The sequence below is a fragment of the Burkholderia sp. 10_S31 genome, from assembly GCF_056930375.1.
In genome coordinates, this window is the sequence record NZ_JBXOWK010000001.1 from 1,073,570 (window position 1) to 1,097,898 (window position 24,329).

23 protein-coding genes and 1 pseudogene are annotated in these 24,329 nt (G+C 68.9%); 10 read left to right on the forward strand and 14 right to left on the reverse strand.

The window, feature by feature from the left end; genetic code table 11:
- Positions 1-133 precede the first annotated feature (133 nt).
- Positions 134-286 (forward strand): annotated as a pseudogene (locus AC1Z3W_RS04905) (winged helix-turn-helix transcriptional regulator); the annotation flags it as partial.
- A 94-nt stretch (positions 287-380) separates the two neighbouring features.
- On the opposite strand, the gene AC1Z3W_RS04910 reads toward AC1Z3W_RS04905, so the two are convergent.
- The 3 genes from AC1Z3W_RS04910 to AC1Z3W_RS04920 all read right to left on the reverse strand — a co-directional run bounded on the left by AC1Z3W_RS04910 (position 381) and on the right by AC1Z3W_RS04920 (position 3,121).
- Positions 381-1,829, reverse strand: a complete 1,449-nt coding sequence (locus AC1Z3W_RS04910) for an MFS transporter (RefSeq protein ID WP_483507146.1) — start codon at positions 1,827-1,829, stop codon at positions 381-383.
- Positions 1,830-1,980: 151 nt separating this feature from the next.
- On the reverse strand, positions 1,981-2,754 hold the full coding sequence (locus AC1Z3W_RS04915) for an AraC family transcriptional regulator (RefSeq protein ID WP_124832470.1): 774 nt from the start codon (positions 2,752-2,754) through the stop codon (positions 1,981-1,983).
- Positions 2,755-2,779: 25 nt separating this feature from the next.
- Positions 2,780-3,121, reverse strand: coding sequence for an FKBP-type peptidyl-prolyl cis-trans isomerase (locus AC1Z3W_RS04920; protein WP_057924058.1), 342 nt, complete (start codon positions 3,119-3,121; stop codon positions 2,780-2,782).
- A gap of 583 nt (positions 3,122-3,704) precedes the next feature.
- Between AC1Z3W_RS04920 and AC1Z3W_RS04925 the strand changes: the two genes are divergently transcribed.
- Both AC1Z3W_RS04925 and AC1Z3W_RS04930 read left to right on the forward strand, forming a co-directional pair.
- Positions 3,705-4,622: a metal-dependent hydrolase gene (locus AC1Z3W_RS04925; protein ID WP_483507147.1), complete on the forward strand. Its 918-nt coding sequence runs from the start codon at positions 3,705-3,707 to the stop codon at positions 4,620-4,622.
- Between the two features lie 380 nt (positions 4,623-5,002).
- Entirely contained in the window at positions 5,003-6,475 is a 1,473-nt protein-coding gene (locus AC1Z3W_RS04930) for a sigma-54 dependent transcriptional regulator (protein WP_057924056.1), read from the forward strand.
- A 981-nt stretch (positions 6,476-7,456) separates the two neighbouring features.
- On the opposite strand, the gene AC1Z3W_RS04935 is transcribed toward AC1Z3W_RS04930, so the two are convergent.
- Positions 7,457-8,239: an ABC transporter substrate-binding protein gene (locus AC1Z3W_RS04935; protein ID WP_057924055.1), complete on the reverse strand. Its 783-nt coding sequence runs from the start codon at positions 8,237-8,239 to the stop codon at positions 7,457-7,459.
- A gap of 232 nt (positions 8,240-8,471) precedes the next feature.
- Between AC1Z3W_RS04935 and AC1Z3W_RS04940 the strand changes: the two genes are divergently transcribed.
- Together AC1Z3W_RS04940 and AC1Z3W_RS04945 are read left to right on the forward strand one after the other, a co-directional pair.
- Positions 8,472-8,891, forward strand: coding sequence for an MbcA/ParS/Xre antitoxin family protein (locus tag AC1Z3W_RS04940; RefSeq protein ID WP_057924054.1), 420 nt, complete (start codon positions 8,472-8,474; stop codon positions 8,889-8,891).
- Positions 8,892-8,893: 2 nt separating this feature from the next.
- Positions 8,894-9,589, forward strand: a complete 696-nt coding sequence (locus AC1Z3W_RS04945) for an RES family NAD+ phosphorylase (protein ID WP_124832469.1) — start codon at positions 8,894-8,896, stop codon at positions 9,587-9,589.
- A gap of 56 nt (positions 9,590-9,645) precedes the next feature.
- Here AC1Z3W_RS04945 and AC1Z3W_RS04950 read toward each other — a convergent pair whose 3' ends face one another.
- Entirely contained in the window at positions 9,646-10,371 is a 726-nt protein-coding gene (locus AC1Z3W_RS04950; RefSeq protein ID WP_124832468.1) for a metallophosphoesterase, read from the reverse strand.
- Between the two features lie 136 nt (positions 10,372-10,507).
- Between AC1Z3W_RS04950 and AC1Z3W_RS04955 the strand changes: the two genes are divergently transcribed.
- The gene (locus AC1Z3W_RS04955) at positions 10,508-11,161 is read left to right on the forward strand and encodes a DUF1345 domain-containing protein (RefSeq protein ID WP_057924051.1); all 654 of its coding nucleotides are present in this window, start codon (positions 10,508-10,510) and stop codon (positions 11,159-11,161) included.
- 60 nt (positions 11,162-11,221) lie between these two features.
- Here AC1Z3W_RS04955 and AC1Z3W_RS04960 read toward each other — a convergent pair whose 3' ends face one another.
- A complete protein-coding gene (locus AC1Z3W_RS04960) occupies positions 11,222-11,932 on the reverse strand; it encodes a class I SAM-dependent methyltransferase (RefSeq protein WP_057924050.1) in 711 nt (236 codons plus the stop codon).
- Between the two features lie 299 nt (positions 11,933-12,231).
- On the opposite strand from AC1Z3W_RS04960, the gene AC1Z3W_RS04965 reads away from it, so the two are divergent.
- Complete coding sequence (locus AC1Z3W_RS04965) at positions 12,232-13,881, forward strand: DUF3459 domain-containing protein (protein WP_057924160.1); 1,650 nt, start codon at positions 12,232-12,234, stop codon at positions 13,879-13,881.
- A gap of 37 nt (positions 13,882-13,918) precedes the next feature.
- Here the strand turns inward: AC1Z3W_RS04965 and AC1Z3W_RS04970 are convergent, their stop codons facing one another.
- The 5 genes from AC1Z3W_RS04970 to AC1Z3W_RS04990 all read right to left on the reverse strand — a co-directional run bounded on the left by AC1Z3W_RS04970 (position 13,919) and on the right by AC1Z3W_RS04990 (position 18,617).
- Positions 13,919-14,503: a thiamine phosphate synthase gene (locus AC1Z3W_RS04970; protein ID WP_124832467.1), complete on the reverse strand. Its 585-nt coding sequence runs from the start codon at positions 14,501-14,503 to the stop codon at positions 13,919-13,921.
- Positions 14,504-14,525: 22 nt separating this feature from the next.
- On the reverse strand, positions 14,526-15,869 hold the full coding sequence (locus AC1Z3W_RS04975) for a hemolysin family protein (RefSeq protein ID WP_057924048.1): 1,344 nt from the start codon (positions 15,867-15,869) through the stop codon (positions 14,526-14,528).
- Between the two features lie 78 nt (positions 15,870-15,947).
- The gene (locus tag AC1Z3W_RS04980) at positions 15,948-16,727 is read right to left on the reverse strand and encodes a sensor histidine kinase (protein WP_124832466.1); all 780 of its coding nucleotides are present in this window, start codon (positions 16,725-16,727) and stop codon (positions 15,948-15,950) included.
- Positions 16,728-16,794: 67 nt separating this feature from the next.
- On the reverse strand, positions 16,795-17,718 hold the full coding sequence (locus AC1Z3W_RS04985; protein WP_057924046.1) for a DMT family transporter: 924 nt from the start codon (positions 17,716-17,718) through the stop codon (positions 16,795-16,797).
- A gap of 41 nt (positions 17,719-17,759) precedes the next feature.
- The gene (locus tag AC1Z3W_RS04990; protein WP_057924045.1) at positions 17,760-18,617 is read right to left on the reverse strand and encodes a LysR family transcriptional regulator; all 858 of its coding nucleotides are present in this window, start codon (positions 18,615-18,617) and stop codon (positions 17,760-17,762) included.
- Positions 18,618-18,726: 109 nt separating this feature from the next.
- On the opposite strand from AC1Z3W_RS04990, the gene AC1Z3W_RS04995 reads away from it, so the two are divergent.
- From AC1Z3W_RS04995 to AC1Z3W_RS05005, 3 genes are all read left to right on the forward strand, one after another.
- Positions 18,727-19,110: a tautomerase family protein gene (locus tag AC1Z3W_RS04995; protein ID WP_057924044.1), complete on the forward strand. Its 384-nt coding sequence runs from the start codon at positions 18,727-18,729 to the stop codon at positions 19,108-19,110.
- A 138-nt stretch (positions 19,111-19,248) separates the two neighbouring features.
- Positions 19,249-20,874 carry a CHAD domain-containing protein gene (locus tag AC1Z3W_RS05000; protein WP_483507148.1) on the forward strand — a complete coding sequence of 542 codons (1,626 nt, stop codon included), beginning with the start codon at positions 19,249-19,251 and terminating at the stop codon, positions 20,872-20,874.
- 48 nt (positions 20,875-20,922) lie between these two features.
- Positions 20,923-21,768, forward strand: a complete 846-nt coding sequence (locus tag AC1Z3W_RS05005) for a TOBE domain-containing protein (protein WP_175824399.1) — start codon at positions 20,923-20,925, stop codon at positions 21,766-21,768.
- A 184-nt stretch (positions 21,769-21,952) separates the two neighbouring features.
- Here the strand turns inward: AC1Z3W_RS05005 and AC1Z3W_RS05010 are convergent, their stop codons facing one another.
- From AC1Z3W_RS05010 to modA, 3 genes are all read right to left on the reverse strand, one after another.
- The gene (locus tag AC1Z3W_RS05010; protein ID WP_175824400.1) at positions 21,953-22,654 is read right to left on the reverse strand and encodes an ATP-binding cassette domain-containing protein; all 702 of its coding nucleotides are present in this window, start codon (positions 22,652-22,654) and stop codon (positions 21,953-21,955) included.
- Positions 22,655-22,760: 106 nt separating this feature from the next.
- Complete coding sequence (modB, locus tag AC1Z3W_RS05015) at positions 22,761-23,438, reverse strand: molybdate ABC transporter permease subunit (protein ID WP_057924158.1); 678 nt, start codon at positions 23,436-23,438, stop codon at positions 22,761-22,763.
- Between the two features lie 10 nt (positions 23,439-23,448).
- A complete protein-coding gene (gene modA / locus AC1Z3W_RS05020) occupies positions 23,449-24,246 on the reverse strand; it encodes a molybdate ABC transporter substrate-binding protein (RefSeq protein ID WP_057924041.1) in 798 nt (265 codons plus the stop codon).
- Positions 24,247-24,329: the final 83 nt, after the last annotated feature.

Sequence of the window (24,329 nt, forward strand, 5' to 3'; positions counted from 1 at the left end):
CCGGTTCGCAGGCCGGTCGCCCGCGCCGGTCGCCCGATTCGGGCGAGCCGGCTTTTTGTCGTTCTCAGCCGGACCCGTCGTGATTCGCTTGCCGTTTTCGGCATGCGTCATGCACGCCCGAGCGTCACGGCCCGCACGCGGCGAGCCGCATTCGGTGCTGGTCGAACGCAAGACGGGCCGCGCGATCCGCAAGCTCGCGCTGCGGCACGACGACGGCCGGCCGCTGAAGGCGGCGGAGACGGTCGTGCGGAAAGTGGGTGACGACGAGGGCGGGACACGGAGGTGAGTGCCGGATCGTCGCGCGATACAAGGGCTGCGTCGGCTCCGTTGCGCGGTTTCGCCTGCTCGGTCGCGTGCCCGGTAGCGGCCGACCGCGGTGGTCAATCGGCTGCGGGCATTGCCGGGCGCGCCCCGGACGCGCTGCGATGAGCATCCGGCCTGACGAGCATCGCGAGCAACGCAGCCGCGACCAGCAGCCCGACCGACACGCCTGTCTCGACATGCAGGCCCTCGACGATCTGCCATGCGGCACCTCCACCCGCGAGCGCACCGAACGCGGCCACGCCCATCGCGCCGCCAGCCTGTCGTGCGGTGTTCAGCACGGCCGACGCGATACCCGCGCGCTCGTGCTCGACCGACGCAAGCAAGGCCGTCGTCATGGCCGGCACCGCGAATCCCATGCCCGACGGAATCAGCAGGAACGGCACGAGCAGCAGCGGCAGCGGCGTCGATGCATCGACAAAATGCAGCGATCCGTAGCCGAGCGCGGCGACCAGTGCGCCCGCGAGCATCGGCGTGCGCGGGCCGTACCGCGCGACCGCGCGTCCGCTTGCGAGGTTCGACAGCAGGAACCCGCCTGTCAGCGGCAGGAACGCGAGCCCCGCCTGTAACGCGGATTCGCCGCGCACGCGCTGCAGGTAGAGCGCGAGCACGAAGACGGTGCCGTAGTACGTGAGGTTCACGCAGATCCCGAACAGGATAGCCGCGCTGAACGTGCGGCGGCGGAACAGCGACAGCGGCAGCATCGGCGTCGCAGTGCGCGATTCGACCGCGACGAGTGCGAGCGCGGCCAGCGCCGCGAGCGCGAAGCCGCCGGCGACGACCGGGTGCGCGAAGCCGAGCGGCCGCCATTCGATCACGGCGGCGGTCAGCGCGGTCAGCATCGCGATCGCGATGAACTGTCCGCGCAGGTCGAGCGAGCGGATCGAATGCGTTGGCGCGGCCGGCTCAGCTTGCTCGCGGCGCGCGGGCACCCACGCGAACGTGACCGCCAGCCCCGCCGCACACAGCGGCAGGTTCACGAGAAAGATGCCGCGCCAGCCCCACGCGGCGATCAGCAGGCCGCCCACGACCGGGCCGGCCGCGATCGAGACCGAGCCCGCCGCTGTCCACCAGCCGACGGCTCGTGCGCGCAGGCGTGGATCGTGCCGGCACGCGTCGTCGAGCAGCGCAAGCGAATTCGGCAGCATTGCCGCGGCACCGACGCCTTGCAGCGCGCGGGCCGCGATCAGCATCGCCGGCGCGACGGCGCCGCCGCATGCAAGTGACGCGAGCGCGAACAGCACGAGGCCGGCGACGTACATGCGGCGCGCGCCGAAGCGATCGCCCAGTGCGCCGCCCGACAGCATCAGCACCGCGAACGCGAGCGTATACGCATCGACGACCCACTGCAGGCCGGCGACGGCCAGATGAAGATCGCCGGCCAGGTGCGCGAGCGCGATGTTCACGATCGTCACGTCGAGCTGCGTGACGACGAAGCCGATACTGACGGTCGCGACGATGCGCGCGAGCGCGGGCGGAAAGGCGGGGGAGGAAGTGCTCGTGTCCATGTCCGCATCGTAGGGCGCGACGGACGGGCGATGTTTCAGTCAGGCGTGAAGCGTCGATACCACCGCGATGCCGGAACGGATCGGGCGAGCGGCGGACTCACCGAATCATTGCGCTGCTTTCCGACGGGCTGGCCGGGTGTGCCGGAAGCGCTCAGTGCCGTTCGCCGCGCCAGCGCCCCGGCGCGACGCCGAAGCGCTTCGTGAACGCATGCGTGAAGGTGCTCTGGTCGGCGAAGCCGACCATGCCGGCGATGTCGACGAGCGGATGGCGGCCGTCGGCGAGCAGCACGACGGCGGCATCGAGCCGCAGCCGCTGCAGATAGCGATGCGGGGTTTCGCCGAACGCGTCGACGAACAGTTGATGAAACCGGCGCATCCCGTAGCCGCAGTGCGCGGCGAGATCGGCGATGCGCAGCGGCTCCGCGAGCCGCGCGCGCAGCCAGCGGTCGATGCGTGCGAAATCGAGGCCCGCCGCGGGCGCGGTGAGGGCGAGACCGGTGTCGCCGAGCAGCGCGTCGCACAGACGCGCGGCGGCCTGCCACTGGAAGCGGTGCGCTTGCCGCGCGTCGCCGGCCGGCCCGTCGAGTTGCGCGGCCGCCGCCGCGACCTGCGCGACGAACGACGTCAGCGACGGATCGATCGATACGGCACGTGCGCTGTCGAACAGCCGCTGCGGCACCGCGAGCGACGCGGCAGGCAGGTCGAGCACGAGCTGGCGATTGTCGCCGAGGCCCGCGTAATCATGGCGCGCGCCGGCCGGAATCAGCCAGGCCGCGTGCCGGTCGATGCGCTGGCCGACGCCGTCCACCGCCATCACCATCGCGCCGTCGACGCCGAGCACGACCTGGTGAAAGTCGTGCACGTCGGACGCTTCGCACGTGTCGTAACGGCGCAGTGCGATGGCGGGAGACGGGATGCGTTCCATCGGAGGGCGTCGGCCGGCGGCGTCGTCAGACGGCGAGCAGTTCGACTTCGAACACGAGCGTCGCGTTCGGCGGGATCACGCCGCCTGCACCGCGCGGGCCGTAGCCGAGTTGCGGCGGGATCGTCAGGCGACGCACGCCGCCGACCTTCATGCCCTGCACGCCTTCGTCCCAGCCCTTGATGACCATGCCGCCGCCGAGCACGAACGCGAACGGGTCGTTGCGGTCCTTGCTCGAGTCGAACTTTTGACCGTCGGTCAGCCAGCCCGTGTAGTGGACGCTGACGGTCTGGCCGGCTTGCGCTTCCGCGCCGGTGCCTTCGGTCAGATCTTCGATTTTGAGGCCCGATGCGGTCGTGGTGACAGACATGACTTCTCCTGAAAAGGGGTTGGGTAAAACCGGTATTGTAGGCGAGCGCGCCAGGGGCCGCCGCACGCGGCGAAGGCCCGGCTGTACGTCGATCCGGCGTCGATCGCGACGGCGCTCACGCACCTCGCCCGAAACCCGAATGGAACGCGCGTTTGAATTTTTCGCGAGCGGGACCGACGAGGTGGCGCCACGCGAACGGGGTGTGCGTATGAATTGGTGCTACCCGGGGTGATCGGCGTCGCGTGGAAGGCTGCCGCGCAATCCCGTGAAACGCCCGCCGCACGGTGCTTTCACGCCGGTTGCGGTGCACGCGTTCGGCGCCCGCCCGCCGGGCGCGCGCCGGTGTGCGCGTTCGAATCGCGACACGCGTGGACCTCGTTCCGGCATCGTTTTTTCCGCACTGCCGACCGTGCCCTGTTTGGAAGCGCGCGTCTACCGGGCGACTTGCGCGCGGCGCTGCCCCGAGCCTATCTTTACAGCTATCGATGTCAAGGTTTCGGCGTGGCGCGATGCGCCGCCCGGGCCCGCGCCGGCAAGACCGCAACGGCTGCCGGGCTGCCCGAAAACAAGGAGAACGACAAGCATGAAGTCAGCCGCTTCCGCCACCGCAGCCGAGGTGATGCCGGTGCGCCGCGACCTGCGCTTCGACCTGCCGGTCGAACGCGCGAAGGACTGGCACGGGCTCGGCCCGCACGTGACCCACTTCTTCAACGCGCTGTCGCTGCTGTTTCCGGCCGGCGAGCGCTTTTTCATGGATTCGGTGCGCAACTATCGCGACCGGATCGACGATCCCGTGCTGAAGCGCCAGGTGCTCGGCTTCATCGGCCAGGAGGCGATGCATACGCGCGAGCACGTCGAATACAACGAGCTGATGCAGGCGAACCGGCTGCCCGCGCATAAGCTCGACAAGCGCGTGTGGGCGGTGCTCGGCTTCATGAAGCGCAAGCTGCCGCATTCGGTGCAGCTCGCGCACACGGTGGCGGCGGAGCACTACACGGCGATGCTCGCGGACTGGATCCTGCGCGATCCGACGCGTCTCGATGGCTCGGTCGAAGGCTACCGGCAGATGTGGGTATGGCATGCGCTCGAGGAAACCGAGCACAAGGCCGTGTCCTACGACGTGTGGAACGCCGTGATGAAGCCGGGCCTGCGCCGCTATCTGATCCGTGTCGGCGTGTACCTGCTGACGACGCTGACGTTCTGGCCGAGCGTGTTCCTGATGCACGTGACGCTGCTGTGGCGCGATCGCGGCGCCGGGCATCACGTGCGCGGGATGCTGCGCATGCTCGCGTTCCTGTACGGACCGCGGCGCGGACTGTTTCCGCGCATCGCCGGCGAATGGCTGAGCTTCCTGCGGCCGGGCTTCCATCCGTGGGACCACGACAACCGTCACCACCTCGCGCGCGTCGACGCACTCGTCGCCGCGTACGGTGGACACGACGACGCGGCGGCCGGACGCGGCCGCGCCAACGCGCTCGCACCGCTCGCATCCGGGCGCTGACGCAGCCGCCGTGCCATGCGGCGGGTGTTGCGTTCGTGCATCAACCGCGCTTCGTCTGACGATTGACCGGCGTCAAGCCGGAAACGGTTGCGCGCGCGGGCGCCGGGACGGCCGCCAGGCCGCGCCCGCGCCGGCGCGGTTTCGCGCGTTCGCTTCCCGTACGGCCTTGTTTCGCGCCCGCCGCGCCACCGGGATAACACCCATCTAGCCGCGCGTCGGCGGCATCGATATACCGTTCATGAAAGGACTCGCCCGGCGCACGATTATTGCCGGGGGGATTTTATTCGGACGGAAATGCGGCCAATATGTCGGTTCAATCGAGGTCCGTCAGACGCGGCGGCGAGCCGGCGCACGATACCAACGCCAAGCGGGGAACAACGATGGTTGCAAGGTCACCCGACGCAAACGCGACGGCGGCACCCGAGATGCCGCTCGTATCCGTTACCGCACCCGAGGCCGGACGCAAGCTGTTCGTGATCATGCGTTCGCCGGATGAGCCGTTGCTGGCGCAATTGCGCGAGCTCGGCTGGGAAATCTCGGTCGCGAAGACGGCCGGCGCAGCGCAGAACATGACGTCCGGCGTGAACGTCGCCGCCGGGCTCGTCGATTTCTCGGGCTTCACGTCGCGCGACTACCCCGCGCTGAAGGCGTGCCTGAGCCAGCCGGCGATCGGCTGGATTTCCGTCGCGCAGGCCGGCATCACGATCGGCCCGGCCGTGCGCGAACTGATCCGCAGCTACTGTTTCGATTACGTAACGCTGCCGTTGCCGTACGAGTGGATTTCGCACGTGCTCGGCCATGCACGCGGGATGGCCGCGCTCGATCGCGTCGACGGCGCGGCATACGCGGCGTCGATCGGCGAGCACGGGATGATCGGCAACTGCGAAGCGATGCAGCAGCTGTTCAGCACGATTCGCAAGGTCGCGAAAACCGACGCCAGCGTGTTCGTTTCCGGCGAGTCGGGCACCGGCAAGGAGCTGACGGCGCTCGCGATCCACGAGCGCTCGGTGCGCGGCAAGGGCCCGTTCGTCGCGATCAACTGTGGCGCGATTCCGCATCACCTGCTGCAGTCGGAACTGTTCGGCTACGAGCGCGGCGCATTCACCGGGGCGAACCAGCGGCGCGCGGGGCGGATCGAATCCGCGAACGGCGGCACGCTGTTTCTCGACGAAATCGGCGACATGCCGGTCGAAAGCCAGGCGAGCCTGCTGCGCTTCCTGCAGGAAGGGAAGATCGAGCGGCTCGGCGGCCAGGAATCGATTCCGGTCGACGTGCGGATCATCTCGGCGACGCACGTGGATCTCGACGGCGCGGTCGAGGCCGGACGCTTCCGCGCGGACCTCTATCACCGGCTCTGCGTGCTGCGCATTCACGAGCCGCCGCTGCGCGCACGCGGCAAGGACATCGACATCCTCGCGCATTACGTGCTGCAGAAATACAAGGCCGACAGCGGCCGCAAGATCAGCGGCTTCACGTCGGCCGCGCTCGACGCGATGCGCCGCTACGAGTGGCCCGGCAACGTGCGCGAGTTGATCAACCGGGTGCGCCGCGCGATCGTGATGGCCGAGAGCCGGCTCTTGACGCCGCACGATCTCGGGCTCGAGACGCCGGGCGAAACGGAGCCCGTGACGCTCGAGCAGGCACGTTCGCTTGCCGAGCGCACCGCGATCGAGAACGCGCTGCTGCGCAACGATCACCGGATCAACAAGGCCGCCGCCGAACTCGGCATCTCGCGCGTGACGCTCTACCGGATGATGATCGAGCACGGGCTCAACGACCACGACAACAACGGCGACAACGGCGGAAAGGACGGCTCGCCGGCCGGCGACGAGGACCACCAGCGAGTCGGCTGAACGGCGGCAGGGACGCGTCCGCACCGGTCCGCGCGCCGCGATCGGCGGCATGTAAAGGGCGTGAAACGTTTCCTGTCGGCGGCCGCGCAAGTAGACCCGGCAAACGCGGGCGGCGGCGTGCCGCCCGCACCGGGAAAATTTTCCGTATCGTCCGTGCGCCTTGTCCGGTAAGGCGTCGCCGCTGCGCAGCCGAGGCCGCCCGCGCGCGGCATGTTTCAGTTTCGCAACGTCCTGCATGTCCCGCCCGATCGTGCCGCGGGCTTGTCCGATGAAAGCCTTGTGCAGCCGGCCTCGTACGAAGCTGGCTCGCTCCTTGCGCAGGTTGAGGTGCGAGAGTCGACGACGTGGCGTCCGGCCGGTTCGGCAGCGAACCCTGCAAGGGCCGGCAAGGACGCAGTCCGCGGGGATGATCGGCGGGACGGGCGGCACAGCCCCGTTCCGGCCGGCACGGGCCGTCGTCGTCGGATCGTCGGGGCGCCGGCGATGTCCGGCTGCTGGTACAAGCAACGGCTCGAATACGGGGTAGAAAAATGATGAACGATCGCCACACGCCGCGGCCGGCAGGCCGCGATCGCAGTGATTCGACCCATCGCCGGTCGGCCGCGCATCTTGCTGCCGGCCGGCATGCGTCGACAGGCCATCTCTCCGCGCCCGGTGCGAGGCGGATCCGGCTGATACCCGGTCATCCGCGCCGGGCCGGCGCTTTCCTGCTTGCCAACCCGATCCGCATGGGGATGTGCACTCGGGCACCGGTGCCCCGGCGCCCGGTCTTCGCTTATTGACGTCGAGCGCCTGCGGTCGCCAGCGCAGGCGATCCGTCTGCAATGCGCATGATTTGCGGCATCCGGATGAGCGACACGGACGATGCAACCGGCACGACGGCGAACGTCAGGGAGGCGTCGCCGTCCGGCGAGCAGGGGAGGGGCGGTCGGACGCGCGCGACGGGCATCGCACCCGTACGCGCGCGACGCCGCTTCAGCTTCAGCCGCCGTAGATGTCGAAGTCGAAGTACTTCGACGCGAGCCGCTTGTAGGTGCCGTCCTTGACCATGTCGAGGATCGCGCGGTCGATCTTCGCCTTCAGGTCGGTGTCTTCCTTGCGCAGCCCGATGCCGGCGCCGACGCCGAGCACCTTCTCGTCGACGAGCTCCGGCCCGACGAACTGGTAGCCCGCGCCGCGCGGCGACTTCAGGAACCCGATCGCGGCCTGCACCTCGTCCTGCAGCGCGGCATCGAGACGGCCCGATGTGAGGTCCGCATACACGCCGTCCTGGTTCTGGTACGACACGACGTTCGCGCCTTGCTTCGCCCAGTACGCCTTCGCATACGCTTCCTGCGTCGTGCCCTGCTCGACGCCGATCGACTTGCCCTTCAGCGATTCGGCCGTCGGCAGCAGCGGCGACCCCTTCTTCACGACGAGGCGCGTCGGCTGGTTGTAGATCTTCGTCGTGAAGCCGATCTGTTCCGCGCGTTGCGACGTGATCGACATCGACGACAGCACCGCGTCGAACTTCTTCGCCTTCAGCGCGGGAATCATCCCGTCGAAATCGTTCTCGAGCCACACGCATTTGGCCTTCAACCGCGCGCAGATCTCGTTGCCGAGGTCGATGTCGAAGCCGACGAGCTTGCCGTCGGGCGCCTTCGATTCAAATGGTGCGTAGCTGGCGTCGGTGCCGAAGCGCAGCGTGGTCCAGTCCTTTGCGACGGCAGGGCCTGCCGATACCGCGAGCAGGGCGATCGAAACGGCGGCAATCAGTCTCTTCATGATGGTTCCTTGGCGTGGGTCTATCCGGTTCTGGGCGACACGGTTGCTGCAGGCGCACCGCGTTCCGATGCGCTGTCCGCACGGTCATTAACGCAGAAAATAAAATATGAGTCCAGAATGGACAAAAAATATCGATCCATCGGGCGGGATGCCGACGTCGCGGGGGGCGACCCTTGCAAAAATACGGAAATGGACTAATCTTGTTAGTAAATTCGTTTTGAGACTAACGATCATGTCACAGCCCGCCTTCGATCCGCATTCCGCCCCGCGGCAGGCCTCGGTCGCGCAGATGTCGGCGGCCGGCCTGCGTGCGTTCTTCAACATCGCGCGCGACTGGGAGCTGACGATCGACGAACAGATCGTGCTGCTCGGGTCGCCCGGCCGCTCGACGTTCTTCAAGTGGAAGGCAGCGCCCGAATCGGCGCGCCTGCCGCGCGATACGCTCGAGCGGCTATCGCTGCTGCTCGGCATCTACAAGGCGCTGCAGATCCTGCTGCCGCAACCGGCCGCGGCCGACACCTGGGTCAAGCGGCCCAACGACGCGGTGCCGTTCGGCGGCAAGCGCGCGCTCGACCGGATGCTCGCCGGCAATGTCGGCGACCTGGTCGCCGTCCGGCAATATCTCGACGCGATGCGGGGTGGCTGGGCGTGACGATGCCGACCGAAACGCAACACTGGCCCACGACCGTCGTCGACTGGGCACCTGCCTATCGCGTGATTCCCACCCGTTTTCCGGCCATCAACCTGTTCGATCGCGTCGCGTCCGCCGAGGATTTCGACGCGCTGTATGCGCTCGAATCGCTGACCAACGATCGCATCCGCCACGAAGTCGGCACGCTCGAACTCGTGCCGCCGGCCGAGCGTCGCTACGGCCAGGGCTGGGGGCCGATCATGGCCGCATTCACGCACCTGAATCCGCAAGGCAGCCGCTTTTCCGACGGCAGCTACGGCGTGTTCTACTGCGGGCGGTCGCGCGATACGGCGATCGCCGAAACCCGCTATCACAGCGGGCTGTTCCTGGCCGCGACGAAGGAGCCGCCGATGCGCCAGCAGATGCGGCTCTACACGGTGGTCGTGCAGGGCGACGTCGCCGACGTGCGCACGTGGCCGCAACGCAGCCCGGCGCTGCTCGATCCGCTCGATTACAGCGCAGGGCAGGCGCTCGGCCGCGCGGTGCGCAATGCGGGCGGCGCGGGGATCGTCTATCCGTCGGTGCGCGACCCGAGCGGCGAGTGTCTCGCGGCATTCCGCACGCCACTGCTGCGCGACTGTCATCACGCGGCGTATCTCGAATACAACTGGAACGGTTCCGCGATCGATGCGGTGTTCGAGCTGAACCAGGTCGGCTAGCGGGGGCATGAGCGCCCCCACGCGCGTGCGTGGGGGCGCTATCAGCGTTGCAGCGCTCAGGGCAGCGGCAAATCGCCCGCATGACGTGCGCGTGCGTCGGCTTGAGTGAGCGACCACGTATCGCCGGTGCGTGGTTCGACGATCGTCAGCCGCCCCGACGGTGCGAACGCGCCGGTATCGATGAACCATTGCGCGCCGATGCGTTGCGGCGCGCGCACGGGCGTATGACCGGTGCAGGTCAGCGACAGGCCGGCCTGCCGGGCCGGGTCGACAAGCCCCTGGACGAGGTCGCGCCCCCAGATCAGCCGCTCGCGCACGTCGGGCGAATAGTTGCCGGTATCGAGTTCGGTATCCGGACCGAAAAATTCCGCATGCAGCACGTTGAAGCGCGCGGCACCGTCACTGATCACGCGCACGAGCGGCAGCGCGTCGACGCGCGCCGCATGCGCGTGCAGCCGTTCCGGCGGGAGATCGGCGCCCCAGTCGCCGCCGATTCCGCGCCACGCATCGGGCGACAGCTTGCCGCGCGACACGAGGCTCAGCACTTCTTCGTGATTGCCGCGCACGACATGGCACCACGGGCGGTCTAGCAGCTCGAGCGCGGTTTCGGACGCGGGGCCGCGGTCGACGAGGTCGCCGACCGAGAACAGCCGGTCGCGAGCCGGGTCGAAGCCGATGTCGTGCAGCAGCGCGCGCAGCACATCCACGCAACCATGCAGATCGCCGACGACGAAGTCGCGGCCGGCCGCGTTCGCGGGATGGTGGCAGAGGGCAGGAGTCATGCCGATATCTTAGGCGCTCACGCCCATCGCAACGTCATGCAGGAATGGCGATAATCGGGGCGGTACCCGCCGGCACGGCGCAGCGGGGCGTTTGCGCGCCGGCCGAACCCTTTCCATCCGCTTTCGGAATCGCACGATGACGTTCTATCCGCAGGTATTACGCAACCGGCCGCGCATGGTCGCGGCCTTCGTCGCCGGCGTGTCGTGTGCGGTGCTGCTGCCGCTCCAGTTGAGGCTGACCGCGCGCGTGCTGATCGGCTGGGATTGCGCGGTCTGGCTGTATCTCGTGCTGATGTGGGTGCGCATGGTCACCGCGCATCATCACAAGGTGCGCGAAGTCGCGATCCGCGAGGACGAGAACGCGACGACCGTGCTGACCGTCGTGTGCCTCGCGACGGTCGCGAGCGTCGCCGCGATCGCGATCGAGCTCGCCACTGCGAAGAGCGTCGGCTTTCGCGCGGGGCTCGGCCATTACGCGGTCACCGGTGCGACGCTGTTCGGCGCCTGGTTCCTGATCCCGACGATCTTCACGCTGCACTACGCGCGGCTCTATTACGGCTCGCCGAGCGGCGATCGCGCGCTTCGCTTTCCTGACAGCAAGCTCGAGCCCGACTACTGGGATTTCCTGTATTTCGCGTTCACGCTCGCGGTCGCGTCGCAGACGGCCGACGTGTCGCTCGCGAATCGTTCCGCGCGCCGCTCGGTGCTCGCGCAGTCGATCCTGTCGTTCTACTTCAACATGGCCGTGCTCGGGCTGTCGATCAACGTCGCGGCGGGGCTGCTGGGCTGACACCGCTGACACAGAGCACGCGAGCGGTTCGTTCGTGCCGCCGCGCTCGAGCGCGCACCGTCACACGCCGCGCCGCACCGCGATCCACGCGCCCCAGAACAGGCTCGAGAAAAAGCGCAGCGGTGCATCGAAACCCGCGTCGTGCAGCAGCCGGAACACGACTTCCTCGGAAGCCGGCGGATCGGCGCCTTGCAGGATCTTCGCCAACTGCGCACGCACGGCGTCGGGCGTCGCGCCCTTCATGCGCCAGCGCTGCTGCCACGCGTCGAGCAGGCGAGGGTGGTCCGCATAGCGGCGATGGTTACCCGCGATCACGAGCGGTGCGCCGGGTTTCAGACGGCGCGCAATCGCATCCAGCAGCGCGGCCTTCGCGGTGTCGCCGGGGACGTGATGCAGCACGCCGATCAGCGTCGCACCGTCGAAGGCGGGCGCCTCGGGCAGCGCATCGACACCGGCCTCGATGAAGTGCGTGCGCGCGGCGAAACCCGCCGCTTCGACGTTGGCACGCGCGAGCGCGAGCATCGGCGCGGACGGATCGACCGCCGTGAACTGCCAGCCCGGTTCGAGCGCGGCGGGCACGCAGATTTCCTGCCCCGTGCCGCCGGCACCCACGACGAGGATCCGTGCATCGGCCACGCCGATCGACGACGCGAGCATGCACGCGGCGAGTTCGTGGCATGCGTCGTAGCCGGCGAGCGCGATGCGGGACTGTTCGGCGTATTCGTGCGCGCGTGCCGGATCGAACTTCGCGGCGCTGGCGGGGAGCGACATGGCGGATTCCTCGGGTTCGGGCGCGGACGGGTGTCCACGCATCGCACCGAGCGTAAGCGCGGGTCGGCGGCACAACAAGGCGAGCGACCATTCCGGTATGCGGACTACCTGACTCGGCGCGCAACGCGCGCCAACGTTGGCGGGGTCGATTCGCATTTAAAAATGTGAGGATTCGATGCGTTGCAATCGTGAAACCGGCGCATACTTTTGTTCCCCCCTGCCTGGCCGTCGCATGCCGGGCCCCGATGCGCCGCGCCGATCGCGCGGCCATGCCGCTCGGCACGCACGAGGAGCGCATGATGTCAGATTGTCCGCACGATCCGTATGCGCAGCACTACATTCACTGCCTGCCGTCCGGCGCGCAGCCCTGCGGCGCGCTCGGTACGACGCCGCGAACGCATTTCCGCGTATGGGCGCCGGGCAGCACGCACGTTCAGCTCGAACTCGATACCGGTTACGGCCCGACGCTCGTCCCGATGACGGCGGCCGGTCCGAACTGGTTCGAAGCGTTCGTCGAATGCGGTGCGGGTGCACGTTACCGTTACCGGCTCGACGATGTCGTGTCGATTCCCGATCCCGCATCGCGTTCGCAACCCGACGGGCTCAACGGCCCGAGCGAGGTCGTCGATCCGCGCGCGTTCACGTGGCGCAATACGTTCTGGCGCGGCCGTCCGTGGGAAGACATCGCGCTGTACGCGATTCGTCCTCACGCGGTGGGCGGCTTCGACGGCGTGCGCCGCCGGCTGCCGCAGCTTGCGCGTCTCGGCGTGACCGCGCTGGAGTTGCTTGCGTCGCCGCACGACAGCCTGCCGTTCGCGCCGCTCGCGGTGGAAGGTGGGCCCGACGCGCTGAAGGCGCTGATCGACGACGCGCACGGCTACGGTCTCGCGGTGCTGCTGGAGCTCGATTACGCACGCTTCGGCAGCGGCACCGACGCGCTGCGCCATTACGCGGTGCCGTTCTTTCATACGCGCGACGATCCGCTGCAGGCGCCGCCGCTCGCGCTCGACCATCCGGAAGTCTGCGATTTCTTCTGCGACAACGCGCTGTACTGGATCGACGAATACCGTTGCGACGGGCTGCGGCTGCGCGAGGCCGACCGGATCGGCACGTCGTGGCTGCGCGAGATCGCCGACCGCGTGCGCGCGGCCGTGCCGGCCGACCGGCTGATCCACCTCGTGCTCGGCAGCGAGCGTCATCCGGTGCATCTGGCCGATACGCATTTCGATGCGCAGTGGAACGGTTGCGGCGAACGCGCGCTGCACCGGTTGATGGACCGCGACGCGGCCGCTCACGAGGGGATATCGGCGCACCAGTCGATCCATACGCTGGCCCGCGCGTTGACCGCGGCCGGCGCGGCATTCCAGCCGGCCACGTCGGGTGATGGCCCGTGCGCCGAAGGGTTGTCGCTGACGTCGCTGGTGCTGTCCGATGGCGCATGCCGCGAGAGCGAGCATGGCGACCATGAGCATGCGCCCGGCCTCGCGGCGCTCGCGCTGTCGCTGCTGACGCCGCAGATCCCGCTGATCTTCGACGAAACCGCGCGCGATATCGATCGTGTGCATTTCGTGCAGTCGGCGCTCGCGGTGCGCGCGAAGCTGATTGCGCCTCGGCTGTCCGATTGCCGGCCGCAGGACGCGCATACGCTGAAGGCGGATGGTGACGGCGATGCCGATGCGCTGCTCGCATCATGGCGGCTCGCCGATGACGAGACGCTGACCATCGCACTGAACCTGTCGCCCGACGCGGTGCCGTTCGATGCGCCGAGAGGGCGGGTCGTGTTCGAGACGCCGGCACGCGCCCGCGACCGGGTTGACGAAGGGGAGTTGCCGCCGTATTCGCTCGTCGCGTGGCTGACGGGTGACGTCAACCAGTATGCGCTCACGCACGACGTACGCCGGATCGACGATGGCGCATGGCGCGCAAGGCGCCCCGATCTGAACGCGTGATGCCGGGAAGGCCGGGCGCCGACGCGCCTGGCCGCATTTACCAGAAGCTGCGAATGCCCGCGACGCCGTACGCGCCGTGGCGGCGCGCGTCGTCGAGATGCGCGCGCGTCATGCCGCCGAGCGCATAAACCGGCATCGCCGCCTGCGCGGCCAATGCCGCGAACTGCGTCCAGCCGAGCGTCGGCGCGCCGGGATGGCTGAGCGTCGGCAGCACGGGCGACAGCGTGACGAAATCCGCGCCTGCGCGCGCGGCCAGCACGAGATCGTCGGCTGCATGGCATGCAGCCGATACGCGACGCGCGGGCGGCAGCGGCCGTTGCGCGACGGCGCGCAGCGCGGCGCCGTCGAGGTGCCAGCCGGCACCGTCGAGCTGCATCACGCCGGCCGCGTCGATCGGGCCGTTGAGCATCAGTTGCGCGCCGGCGGCGTCGCAGCGCGCGAGCGCCTCGGCGGCCAGCTGCGCGAACGCGGCCGCGTCGAACGACTTGACGCGCAGCTGCACGAGCATCTCGCCGCGCGCGAGCACGGCCGACAGCCGGTCGAGGAAGGCTTGGCGATCGGCGGCCGACGCGGATGCCAGCTCCGGCGTGATCACGCAGCAGCGCGGCAGCGTCGCGCTCATCGCGGGCGGCGAGCGGCGACCGTCATTCGTCGGCCTCCTTCGCGATCTTCGGATACACGCGCACCAGCACGATGCGTGGCCCGTTCATCTTCTTCACGACGACGTCGAAGCGATCGAACGACACGCGCTGCCCTTCGGTCGGCAAATCGCTCAGCGCCTGGATCACGAGGCCGCCGACCGATTCCGCGCGCCCTTCGTCGATGTCGATGCCGAGCGCCTGCTCGAGCGACACGACGGGCAGGCTGCCCTTGCCCATCAGCGTGCCGTCGTCGAGGCGGGTCCAGTCCGCGTCGCCCTGGCGGAACTCGTCGTGGATCTGGCCGACCAGCGCGCCGAGCAGGTTGTCGAGCGTCAGGAAGCCGATCGGCTTCGCGCCCTTGTTGCCGACCAGCGCGAAGTGCGGCGCCCCCTTGCGGAAGCGGCGGAACAGCTCCAGCGCCGGCGTGTCGGGCTTTACGTACTGCACCGGACGGACGTAATCGGACAGGTCCTCGAGCGCTGCACCCGCGTGACGCGCGAGCAGCAGGTCCTTCAGGTGGATCAGCCCGCTCACCTGTTCGCGCGCCGCATCCTCGAACAGCGGATAGCGGCTGAAGCGGTGGCGCGCGACGATTTCCATGTTGTCGGGCAGCGGCAGGTCGCGACGCAGGCCGATCATTTCATGCGCCGGCCGCATCAGGTCCGACACCGTCATCGATGAGAAATCGAGCGAATGCGCGAGCGTGTTCCACTCGTCGTTGGTGTACGCGCCGCGCGCCGGCTGGGCCGTGTTGCCGGCCGTGCTGCGGCGGCTGCGCAGGATTAGTTTCAGCTCGTCGGTCGAGTAGTGCGCATCGCCGCCGTGGTCGGCCGACAGCCCCGCGAGCTTCAGCACCGCGTTCGCACTGGTGTTGAGCACCCAGATCGCCGGGTACATCGCCCAGTAGAACGCATACAGCGGCAGCGCGACCCACAGGCCGACCTTCTCCGACTGGCGGATCGCCATCGATTTCGGCGCGAGTTCGCCGACCACGATGTGCAGGAACGAGATCAGCGAGAACGCGAACACGAGCGAGATCAGGTGCACGATGCGTTCGGACTGCACGCCGATCAGGTCGAGCAGCGGGCCGATCAGTTCCGCGAACGCCGGTTCGCCGACCCAGCCGAGGCCGAGCGACGCGAGCGTGATGCCGAGCTGGCACGCGGACAGATACGCGTCGAGCCGGCCGTGCACGATGGCGAGGATGCGCCCGCGCAGGCCGTGCTTGCGGGCAAGTGTCTTGACGCGCGTCGCGCGCAGTTTGACGAGGCCGAATTCGGCTGCAACGAAAAACCCGTTCAGGGCCACCAGGAACAACGCGCCGATGAGCGCGAAGATCTGTAACAAAGAATCGCTCCAGTCATGACAGGCCCAACAGTATAGGGCCGGAAAGGGAAATGTAATGTGTCAGGCGCGGCCGATTGCTTACACCGGCGCCTCGCAGGGGACGGAGAGCGAGAGGGTGACGGCGGCGCCGTCGGCGAACGGGGCGTGCGTGAAGGTGCCGGCGTGCGCGAGCGCGACACGCTGGCACAGCGCGAGCGTCCAGGCGACGCGCTTCGCGTCGTGCGGGCGCAGCATCTCGCGGCGTGCGAACGATTCGAACGCGTGCGGCAGCGCCGGATCGGCGAGCGCATCGGCGCTGACGGCGCACGTGACATGCGCGACGCACCGCGCGCCGTCGTGCGTGCACGCGAACGTCACGAGGCTGCCGGCGGCGCTGGCTTCGACGGCCGTCGTCAGCATCGTCCAAAGCGCCTGCGCGACGCGTTCGCGATCGGCGGTCAGTGATGGCTCGCCGTCGGGCAGCGTCGCATCGATGCTCACCTGCCGCGCGTCGGCGAGCGCGAAGCGCACCAGGGCGAGCGTATCGTCGAGCAGCGGGCGCAGCGCGAACGGCTGCGCGCTGATCGCGAGCGTGCGCGTTTCCGCACGCGGCGCATCGAGTACGTCGTCGATCAGCGCGACCTGCTGGTCGATCCCGGTGCGGATGCCCGCGAGTGCGCGTTGCAGGTTCGGGTCGGCGCTGGCGAGCTGGCGCTCGAGCACGTACGCCCAGCTGTGCATTGCGTTCAGCGGGCTGCGCAGGTCGTGCGATGCGGTGGAAAGCGCCTGGTCGCGCAGGAACAGCGCGGCCTCGGCGGCATAGTGCGCTGCGCGTTCGCGCAGCAGGTCGGCGGCGGGATCGACGGAAAGGGACGTCACGGAGCTGGCCTGTCGGAAGCGGTTGGCATGAAAAACACGCGAACCCCCATTATAGGGATCGCGCGCGTCACGCCGGCAGCGCGTCCTCGTCCTTTTTCCGGGCGTCGCCGTTCGGCAGCAACTGGCAGGCGAGCAGGCCGGCCAGCATCAGTGCGCAGCCGACCAGCGCGCGCAGCGTCAGCGTCTCGCCGAGCGCGGCCCAGCCGGCGATTGCCGCGAACACACCTTCCATGCTGAAGATCACGGCCGCGTGTGCGGGCGCCGCATCGCGCTGCGCGACGACCTGCAGCGTGTAGCCGACACCGACCGACAGCAGCCCGCCGTACAGCAGCGTCGGCAGCGCGCTCTTCAGCGTCGCGACGCTGACCGGCTCGATCACGAGGCCTGCTGCGAGACACAGCGCGCCGCACGTGACGAACTGCAGGAATGCGAGCACGAGCGGATCGTGCCGCTTCGCGAAATGGCCGACGGCCATCACGTGCGCGGCGATGACGACCGCGCCCGCGAGCTGGAACCAGTCGCCGTAGAGCACCGAGAAATGTTCGTCGATGCTGAGGAAGTACAGGCCGATCGCCGCGAGCAGCGCACCGAACCACGTGCCGGCGCCGATCCGGTGGCGGACGAACACGCCCATCAGCGGCACGATCACGACGTACAGCGAGCTGATGAAGCCCGCGTTCGCGACCCGCGTGTATTGCAGGCCGAACTGCTGCAGCGAGATCGACACGGCGAGCAGCCCGCCGAGCGCAAGGCCCGGCGCCAGCAATGCCGGTTCGCGGCGAATCGCCGCCAACTGCGCGCGCGACGCCGCGTTGAACGTCAGCAGCGGAATCAGCACCAGTGCGCCGAGCAGGAAGCGCAGCCCCGTAAACAGGAACGGGCCGATCACGTCGAGGCTCAGCCGTTGCGCGACGAACGCCGAGCCCCAGATCGCTGCGGCGGCGAGCATCAGCAAGTTGGCGCGGAGGTGCTGGCGGGCTTCGGGCTTCATCGGAATTCTTCAGGAGATTGCGGACGGCGAAACCGTGTAGTTTACGCCGAGATTGCAATGCTGTCGGAAAACCTGCGCAGCGCGGCGGCCGCGCGGGCGTCGCGCACGCGTGAATACAGCACGACCTGCGAGTGCGGCAGCGGCGGCAAGCCGAATTTCACGCCGACGTCGACCAGCGTGCGCGGCGCGACGCGCCGGGCCAGCGGGCAGACCGCAAGCCCGGCCGCGGCGGCCGCCGTGACCGCCGCGACGCCGCCGCCCGTAAAGCGCTCGCGCCACGGCCGCCCCGCATGCTCGAGCGCGCGCAATGCGGCGGCCCGCACGCCGCACGGCCCGGCCAGCACCGCGAGCGGTAGCGGTTCGCCGGCTCGTGGCGCCCAATCGGGCGAGGCGAGCCATGCGAGCGGCTCGGTAAACAACACCGTGCCGTCGTCGCGCGGCGGATCCTCGCCAGGTTCGTGCCGCACGATTGCCGCGTCGAGCCGGCGTTCGTCGTATTGCACGAGCAGGTTCGCCGACATCCCCAGATGCATTTCCAGCGACAGCCCGGGATCCTGCCGGTGCAGGCTCGTCAGCACGGCCGGGAGGTCGGGTACCGCGACGTGTTCGCTGACGCCGAGCGACAGGCGGTGCGTGCCGGCCGAAATCGCGCCGAGCGCGTGGTCGTGCGCGTCGAGCAGCGCGCGGGCGGCCGGCAGGAAGTTTTCGCCGTCCGCCGCCAGCTTGACGACGCGCGGCGTGCGCGCGAGCAGCGGCTTGCCGAGGTGCGCTTCGAGCCGCTTCAGCTTCAGGCTGACGGCCGACTGCGTGGTGCCGAGCGCATCGGCCGCGCGCGTGAAGCTCGCGAGATCGGCCACCAGCACGAACGCGCGCACCGCATCGAGGTCGAGGACTTTCATTTTCAACGTAAATGAATGAAATATCGATAGATGACTGTTCATTATAGTAATGCGCGCCTAACCTGACGTGGCGTTCCCGTTTTTCAACGTCATCGAAAGGAGCAGGACCATGCCATTCACCCGGATCGCAGTGCGCGAAGGCAAACCGGCCGCCTACCGCGCGGCGCTCGTCGACGGCGTGCATCGCGCGCTGATGCACACGTTCAACGTGCCCGAGGACGACATCTTCATGGTCGTGACCGAGCACTCGGCGGAGAACTTCGTCTTCGGCCGACACTACCTCGACATCGAACGCAGCGACGATCTCGTGATGATCCAGATCACCGCGAACAACACGCGCACGCTCGAGCAGAAACAGGCGCTGTACCGGACCATCGCCGAGAACCTCGCGCGGCAGCCCGGCGTGCGCCAGCAGGACGTATTCATCAGCCTTGTCGAAGTGCTGAAGGAGGACTGGTCGTTCGGCAACGGCATCGCGCAATACGTCGTCTGATGCGTCGTTTGATGCGCGACAGCGCGGCAGGGCCGGATCGTCGCCCATGCGCTTTTACGCCGTGTACTATGGAAGCTGCTTCACGGGCGGCGCCGGCGCGAAGGATGCGCCGGCGATTCTTCATGTGCGGGAGCCTCCATGTCGCGTGTGCTGGAAATCGTGTTGTCCCTGTCGCTGGAAGGTTGGCCGGTCAAGACGGGAAGCCGGGTTCGTGGCGAGCAGCGCGACTTCGGCGCCGAACTCGTCCGCGCGTGGCGGATCTGTTCGCAGGTGAGGATGCGGCGCGGCCACGAGCGCGTGACGATCGAGCCTTGCCAGGTCGAGGAGGCCGAGCCTAACCCCGGCGAGTGCTGGTGGACGTGGATCGAGTCGAACGCGCAGGGGCGGCGTGTCGTCGCATCGCGTACGAGGGCATTCGCGCCCGGCGTCGTGGAGCGGGAACTGTTCGACGCCGAGCATGCCGGCATCGACGTGGCCGTGCCGGCGGCCGCGACGCAAGCGGATGCGGAATCGGCAGAGGCGCCGGGAGAGGGCGTCACGCCCGGTCCCGTCGACGAAGCGGCGCTCGCCGCATCGTCCGAGCCGGCGCCGCTGCGGCTCGTGAGCGAGCGGCGGCGCGGGCGCTGGGCGGACGACAGCGGCGTGGTGGTCGAGATGACGCTCGACGATGCCACGCTGTACGGCGGGACCGAACCGCCGCGCCGCCATGTCGAGCTGCGCCTCGCGGCACCCGACTGGGAAACCGTCGCCGCGCGCTCGGCCGCGCTGCGCGCGCTGTTCGCCGCCGCACGCGAACTCAGCGGCGCATGGCCCGCGTTCGTGCAGCTGGGCAGTGTGATCGATTGCGCGTGCGCGGGCGAGCCTGCCGTCGCCGGGCCGGTCAAGGCGCAACTCGTCGACCTGACCGGCATCCGCACGCAGCGGGCCGCGCTGTTCGCGCTGTCGGGCGACATCGCCGCGCAATGGCTCGGCAACGAGAGCGGTGTGCTGGATCGCGACGATCCCGAATTCGTGCACCAGATGCGCGTCGCGCTGCGCCGGCTGCGCACGCTGATGCGCTTCTTTCCGCGCTTTGCCGATGATCGATGGAAAGATGCCTTCGGCGCCGACCTGCGCTGGCTCGCCGCGCTGCTCGGCACGGTGCGCGACTGGGACGTGTTCTCGACCGAAAGCCTGCCCGCGCTGATCGCGGCCGACGGTGGCAGCGCCGACTGGAACGGCACGCTCGACGCGGCACGCGCGCAGGCCATGGCGGCACGCATCGAACTGCGCCAGGCGCTGCATTCGGCGCGTTATGCGCGACTGACGCTCGGCTGGCTCGAATGGCTGAGCACGCTCGCGCTGCCGCCGGATGCCGGCGACGACGACACGCCGTCGCTGCGGCGTCACGCGACCAAGCGCGTGCGCCGGCTGTTCGGTCATCTGTATGCATTGCCGTCGCTCACGTCGCTGGATACCGCCGCGCGGCATCAGGTGCGGATCGACGCGAAGCGGTTGCGCTACGCGCTCGAATTCTTCGCGTCGCTGGCCTCGCGCCGCACGCGCAACGAAACGGTCAAGACGCTCGCGCGCGTGCAGAGCGTGCTCGGCGAGGCGAACGACACGATGGTCGCGCTGCATCGTCTCGAGCAACTGGCGGCGCCTGCGTACCAGCTCGGTTTCGTGCGCGGCTACGGTGCGGCGCTCGAGCAACGCGCGGCGAGCGACGCCGAGGCGCTGCTCGCGAGCCTGCGCCCGCCGAAGCTCGACGGCAAGCCGCGTTGAGCGGCGCGCGCTCACTATAATGGCCGTCCGTTTTCTTCAGACACACCGATGAGCGACGCGTCGCCTCCTTCCTCCTCAGCCGGATCGCTCGAATTGGGCGGCGAACTGTGGCTGCGCGCAGGCGAGCAGACGCTCGGCGGCGCCACCCGCATCGCGCTGCTCGCGGCGATCGGCGAAACCGGCTCGATCACGCGCGCGGCGAAGGCCGTCGGCCTCAGCTACAAGGCCGCGTGGGATGCAATCGATACGATGAACAACCTGGCCGGCGAGCCGCTCGTGACACGTTCGACGGGCGGCAAGGGCGGCGGCGGCACGACGCTGACGCCGCGTGCGACGTCGCTGATCGCTGCGTTCCGCACGATCGAGCGCGAGCATCGCCGCTTCATCGACGCCGCGAGTGCGGCGGTGTCCGGCTTTGACGTCGACTGGGCACTGATCGGCCGGATCGGGATGAAGACGAGTGCGCGCAACCAGTTGTTCGGCAAGGTCGAGTCGATCGTGCGCGGCACGGTGAACGACGAGGTGACGCTCGTGCTGCCCGGCGGGCAGGTGATCGTCGCGGTGCTCACGCACGAAAGCGCCGACGCGCTCGGCCTGCAGCCGGGCGCGGATGCGTGTGCGCTCGTGAAGGCGTCGTGGGTCGTGCTGGCGGTCGACGATGAAGCCGAAGACGAATCGACGCTGAAGGTGTCCGCGCGCAACCAGTTGCACGGGACGGTCGAAACCGTCGCGGCAGGCGCGGTGAACAGCGAGGTGACGCTGGCGCTCGACGGCGGCGGGACGCTCACGGCCGTCGTTACAAACGACAGTATCGGCGCGCTGCAACTCGACGCTGGCCGGCGTGCGATCGCGCTGTTCAAGGCATCGAGCGTGATTCTCGCGGTGACGGGCTGATCGCGCGCGACGGCGGTGCGCGCCGCTTCTGCCGCCGACCGTGGATGGACGAGGCGAAGCCGGCGTCGCCCAACGTGCGCGAGGTGCCGGCTTCGATCCCGTTTCCAGCTTGTTCCAGCTTATGCCGCCGGTGCGGCTTCTCTCAGGCTCCAACGTGGCCGCCAGGGCCACAGCCGTTGCGCGTTCAGGCGACGCGCGTCGGCCACTCGGCGTGCGGCGCTGCGGCCTGCACGCGTCCTTCGTTCAATTGCACGACCTGATCGCCGAATGCGGCGACGTCGTCGGGATCGTGCGAGATGAGCACCATCGGGATATCGAGCCGCGCCTGCAGTTCGGCGAGCTCGTGGCGCATGCGCTGGCGCATTGCGCCGTCGAGCGCCGCGAACGGCTCGTCGAGCAGCAGGACGTGCGGCTGCGCGACCAGCGCGCGGGCAAGCGCGACGCGCTGCTTCTGTCCGCCCGACAACTGTGACGGGAATTGACCGGCGAGCGCGTCGAGCTCGAACGCCTGCAGCCAGTATGCGACTTCGGGCAGCACCGCTTTCGCACGCGGGTTGCGCAGGCCGGGCGTGAGCCCGAACGCGATATTCTGGCGCACGTTCAGGTGCGGGAACAGCGCGTAGTCCTGGAACAGGTATGCGACGCGGCGCGCACGGGTCGGCACGTCGATGCCGCGCGCGGAATCGAACAGCGGCTCGCCGTTCAGCGTGATCGTACCTTCGTCGGGCGACAGCAAGCCGGCGATCGCCTGCAGCGTCATGCTCTTGCCCGCACCGGATGGCCCGAACAGCACGACGCGCTGCGTGGTCGCCGTGAACGACACGTCGAGCGTAAAGCGGCGCTCGGCGTTCGCGTAGGTCTTGCGGATATCGACGGCGACGCTCATGCGGGCCTCCGTCGTGCTGCGCCGCACGTGCGGAAAACCGTACGTGCGGCGGGAAGGCGTTTCGCCGCGACCGGGGCGGCGCAACGATACGAATGCGAGCGGCGCGTCATGTCAGCTGGCTCCGCCCGGCGCGCGACGGCACGAGCCAGCCGGCCGCGAGCAGCACGAGCACGCAGGTGATCGACGTCACCAGCACGAGGAAGTTGGCCGTGTTGTCGTCGCCGGCCTGCACTGCCGCATAGATCGCGACCGACAGCGTCTGCGTGCGGCCGGGCAGGTTGCCGGCGATCATCAGCGTCGCGCCGAATTCGCCGAGCGCGCGCGCGAATGCCAGCAGCGCGCCGGCCAGGATGCCGCGCGCGGCGAGCGGTAGCGTCACACGGAAGAACACCGCGGCTTCGCCGAGCCCGAGCGTGCGTGCCGCGCGTTCGAGATGCGGATCGACGCTTTCGAACGCGGTGCGTGCCGATTTCAGGATCAGCGGGAACGCGACGACCATCGATGCAATGACCGCGCCCTGCCACGTGAAGACGAGCTCGATGCCGAGCTTGTCGAGCCACGTGCCGAACACGCCGCGCCGGCCGAGCAGCACGAGCAGGTAATAGCCGAGCACCGTCGGCGGCAGCACGAGCGGCAGCGTCAGCAGCGAATCGACCACATCGCGCATCGGCGAGCGCCAGCGCGCGAGCGCGAAGGCGGCGGCGACGCCGAGCACGATGTCGAGCGCGGTCGCCCAGCCGGCGACCTTCAGCGACAACAGCAGCGGTACCCAGGCGTCCTGCATCATGCTGTGCTCACTTGCCCGCGGGCTTGAAGCCGAACGTCGACAGCACGGCCTGGCCCTGCGGCGACGCGACGAAGTCGATGAACGACTGCGCCTGCGCGGCATGGCGGCTGTCCTTGACCACCGCGATCGGATAGGTGATGGCCGTCTGCGTCGGCACGGTCAGCGCGACCTTCACGCGGCCCGGCATGATCGCCGCGTCGGTGCCGAACACGAAGCCCGCGTCGACTTCGCCGCGCGCGACGTAGTCGAGGCTCTGGCGCACGTTGGCGGCCAGCACGCCCTTGGCGCTGACGGCGTCCCACACGCCTGCCGCGCGCAGCGCGCCTTCGGTATAGCGGCCGACCGGCACCGATGCCGGGTCGCCGTACGCGATGCGCTTCACGCCGGGCGCCGTCAGGTCGTTCAGCGACGCCGGCGCGGCAGCATGACTGTCCGCCGGCACGATCAGCACGAGCGAATTCGCCGCAAAGTCGCGACGCGTGCCGGGCACGATGACCTTTTCGCTGACAGCACGATCCATCGCCTTCTGGTCGGCCGATGCGAACACGTCGGCCGGCGCGCCCTTGGCGATCTGCTGCATCAGCACATCCGACGCGCCGAAGTTGAACAGCACCTTGGTGTCCGGATGCTGCTTCTGGTAAGCGTCGCCGACGGCCTTGAACGCGTTCGTCAGGCTCGCGGCCGCCGACACGACCAGTTCGCCCGCGGCGGAAGCCGGCGCACTGAACGCGATGCCCGCGGCAAGCGTGGCGAGCGGCAACAGACGGAGCAGGGTGCGGCGAAGCGGGCGGACGGTCGAGCGCATGGTCTGGTCGTTTGAATGGTTGAAAACTGTAATCGTAATATAGGGCGGGTTATAACGCTCGACATACCGTTCATGCGATGGTG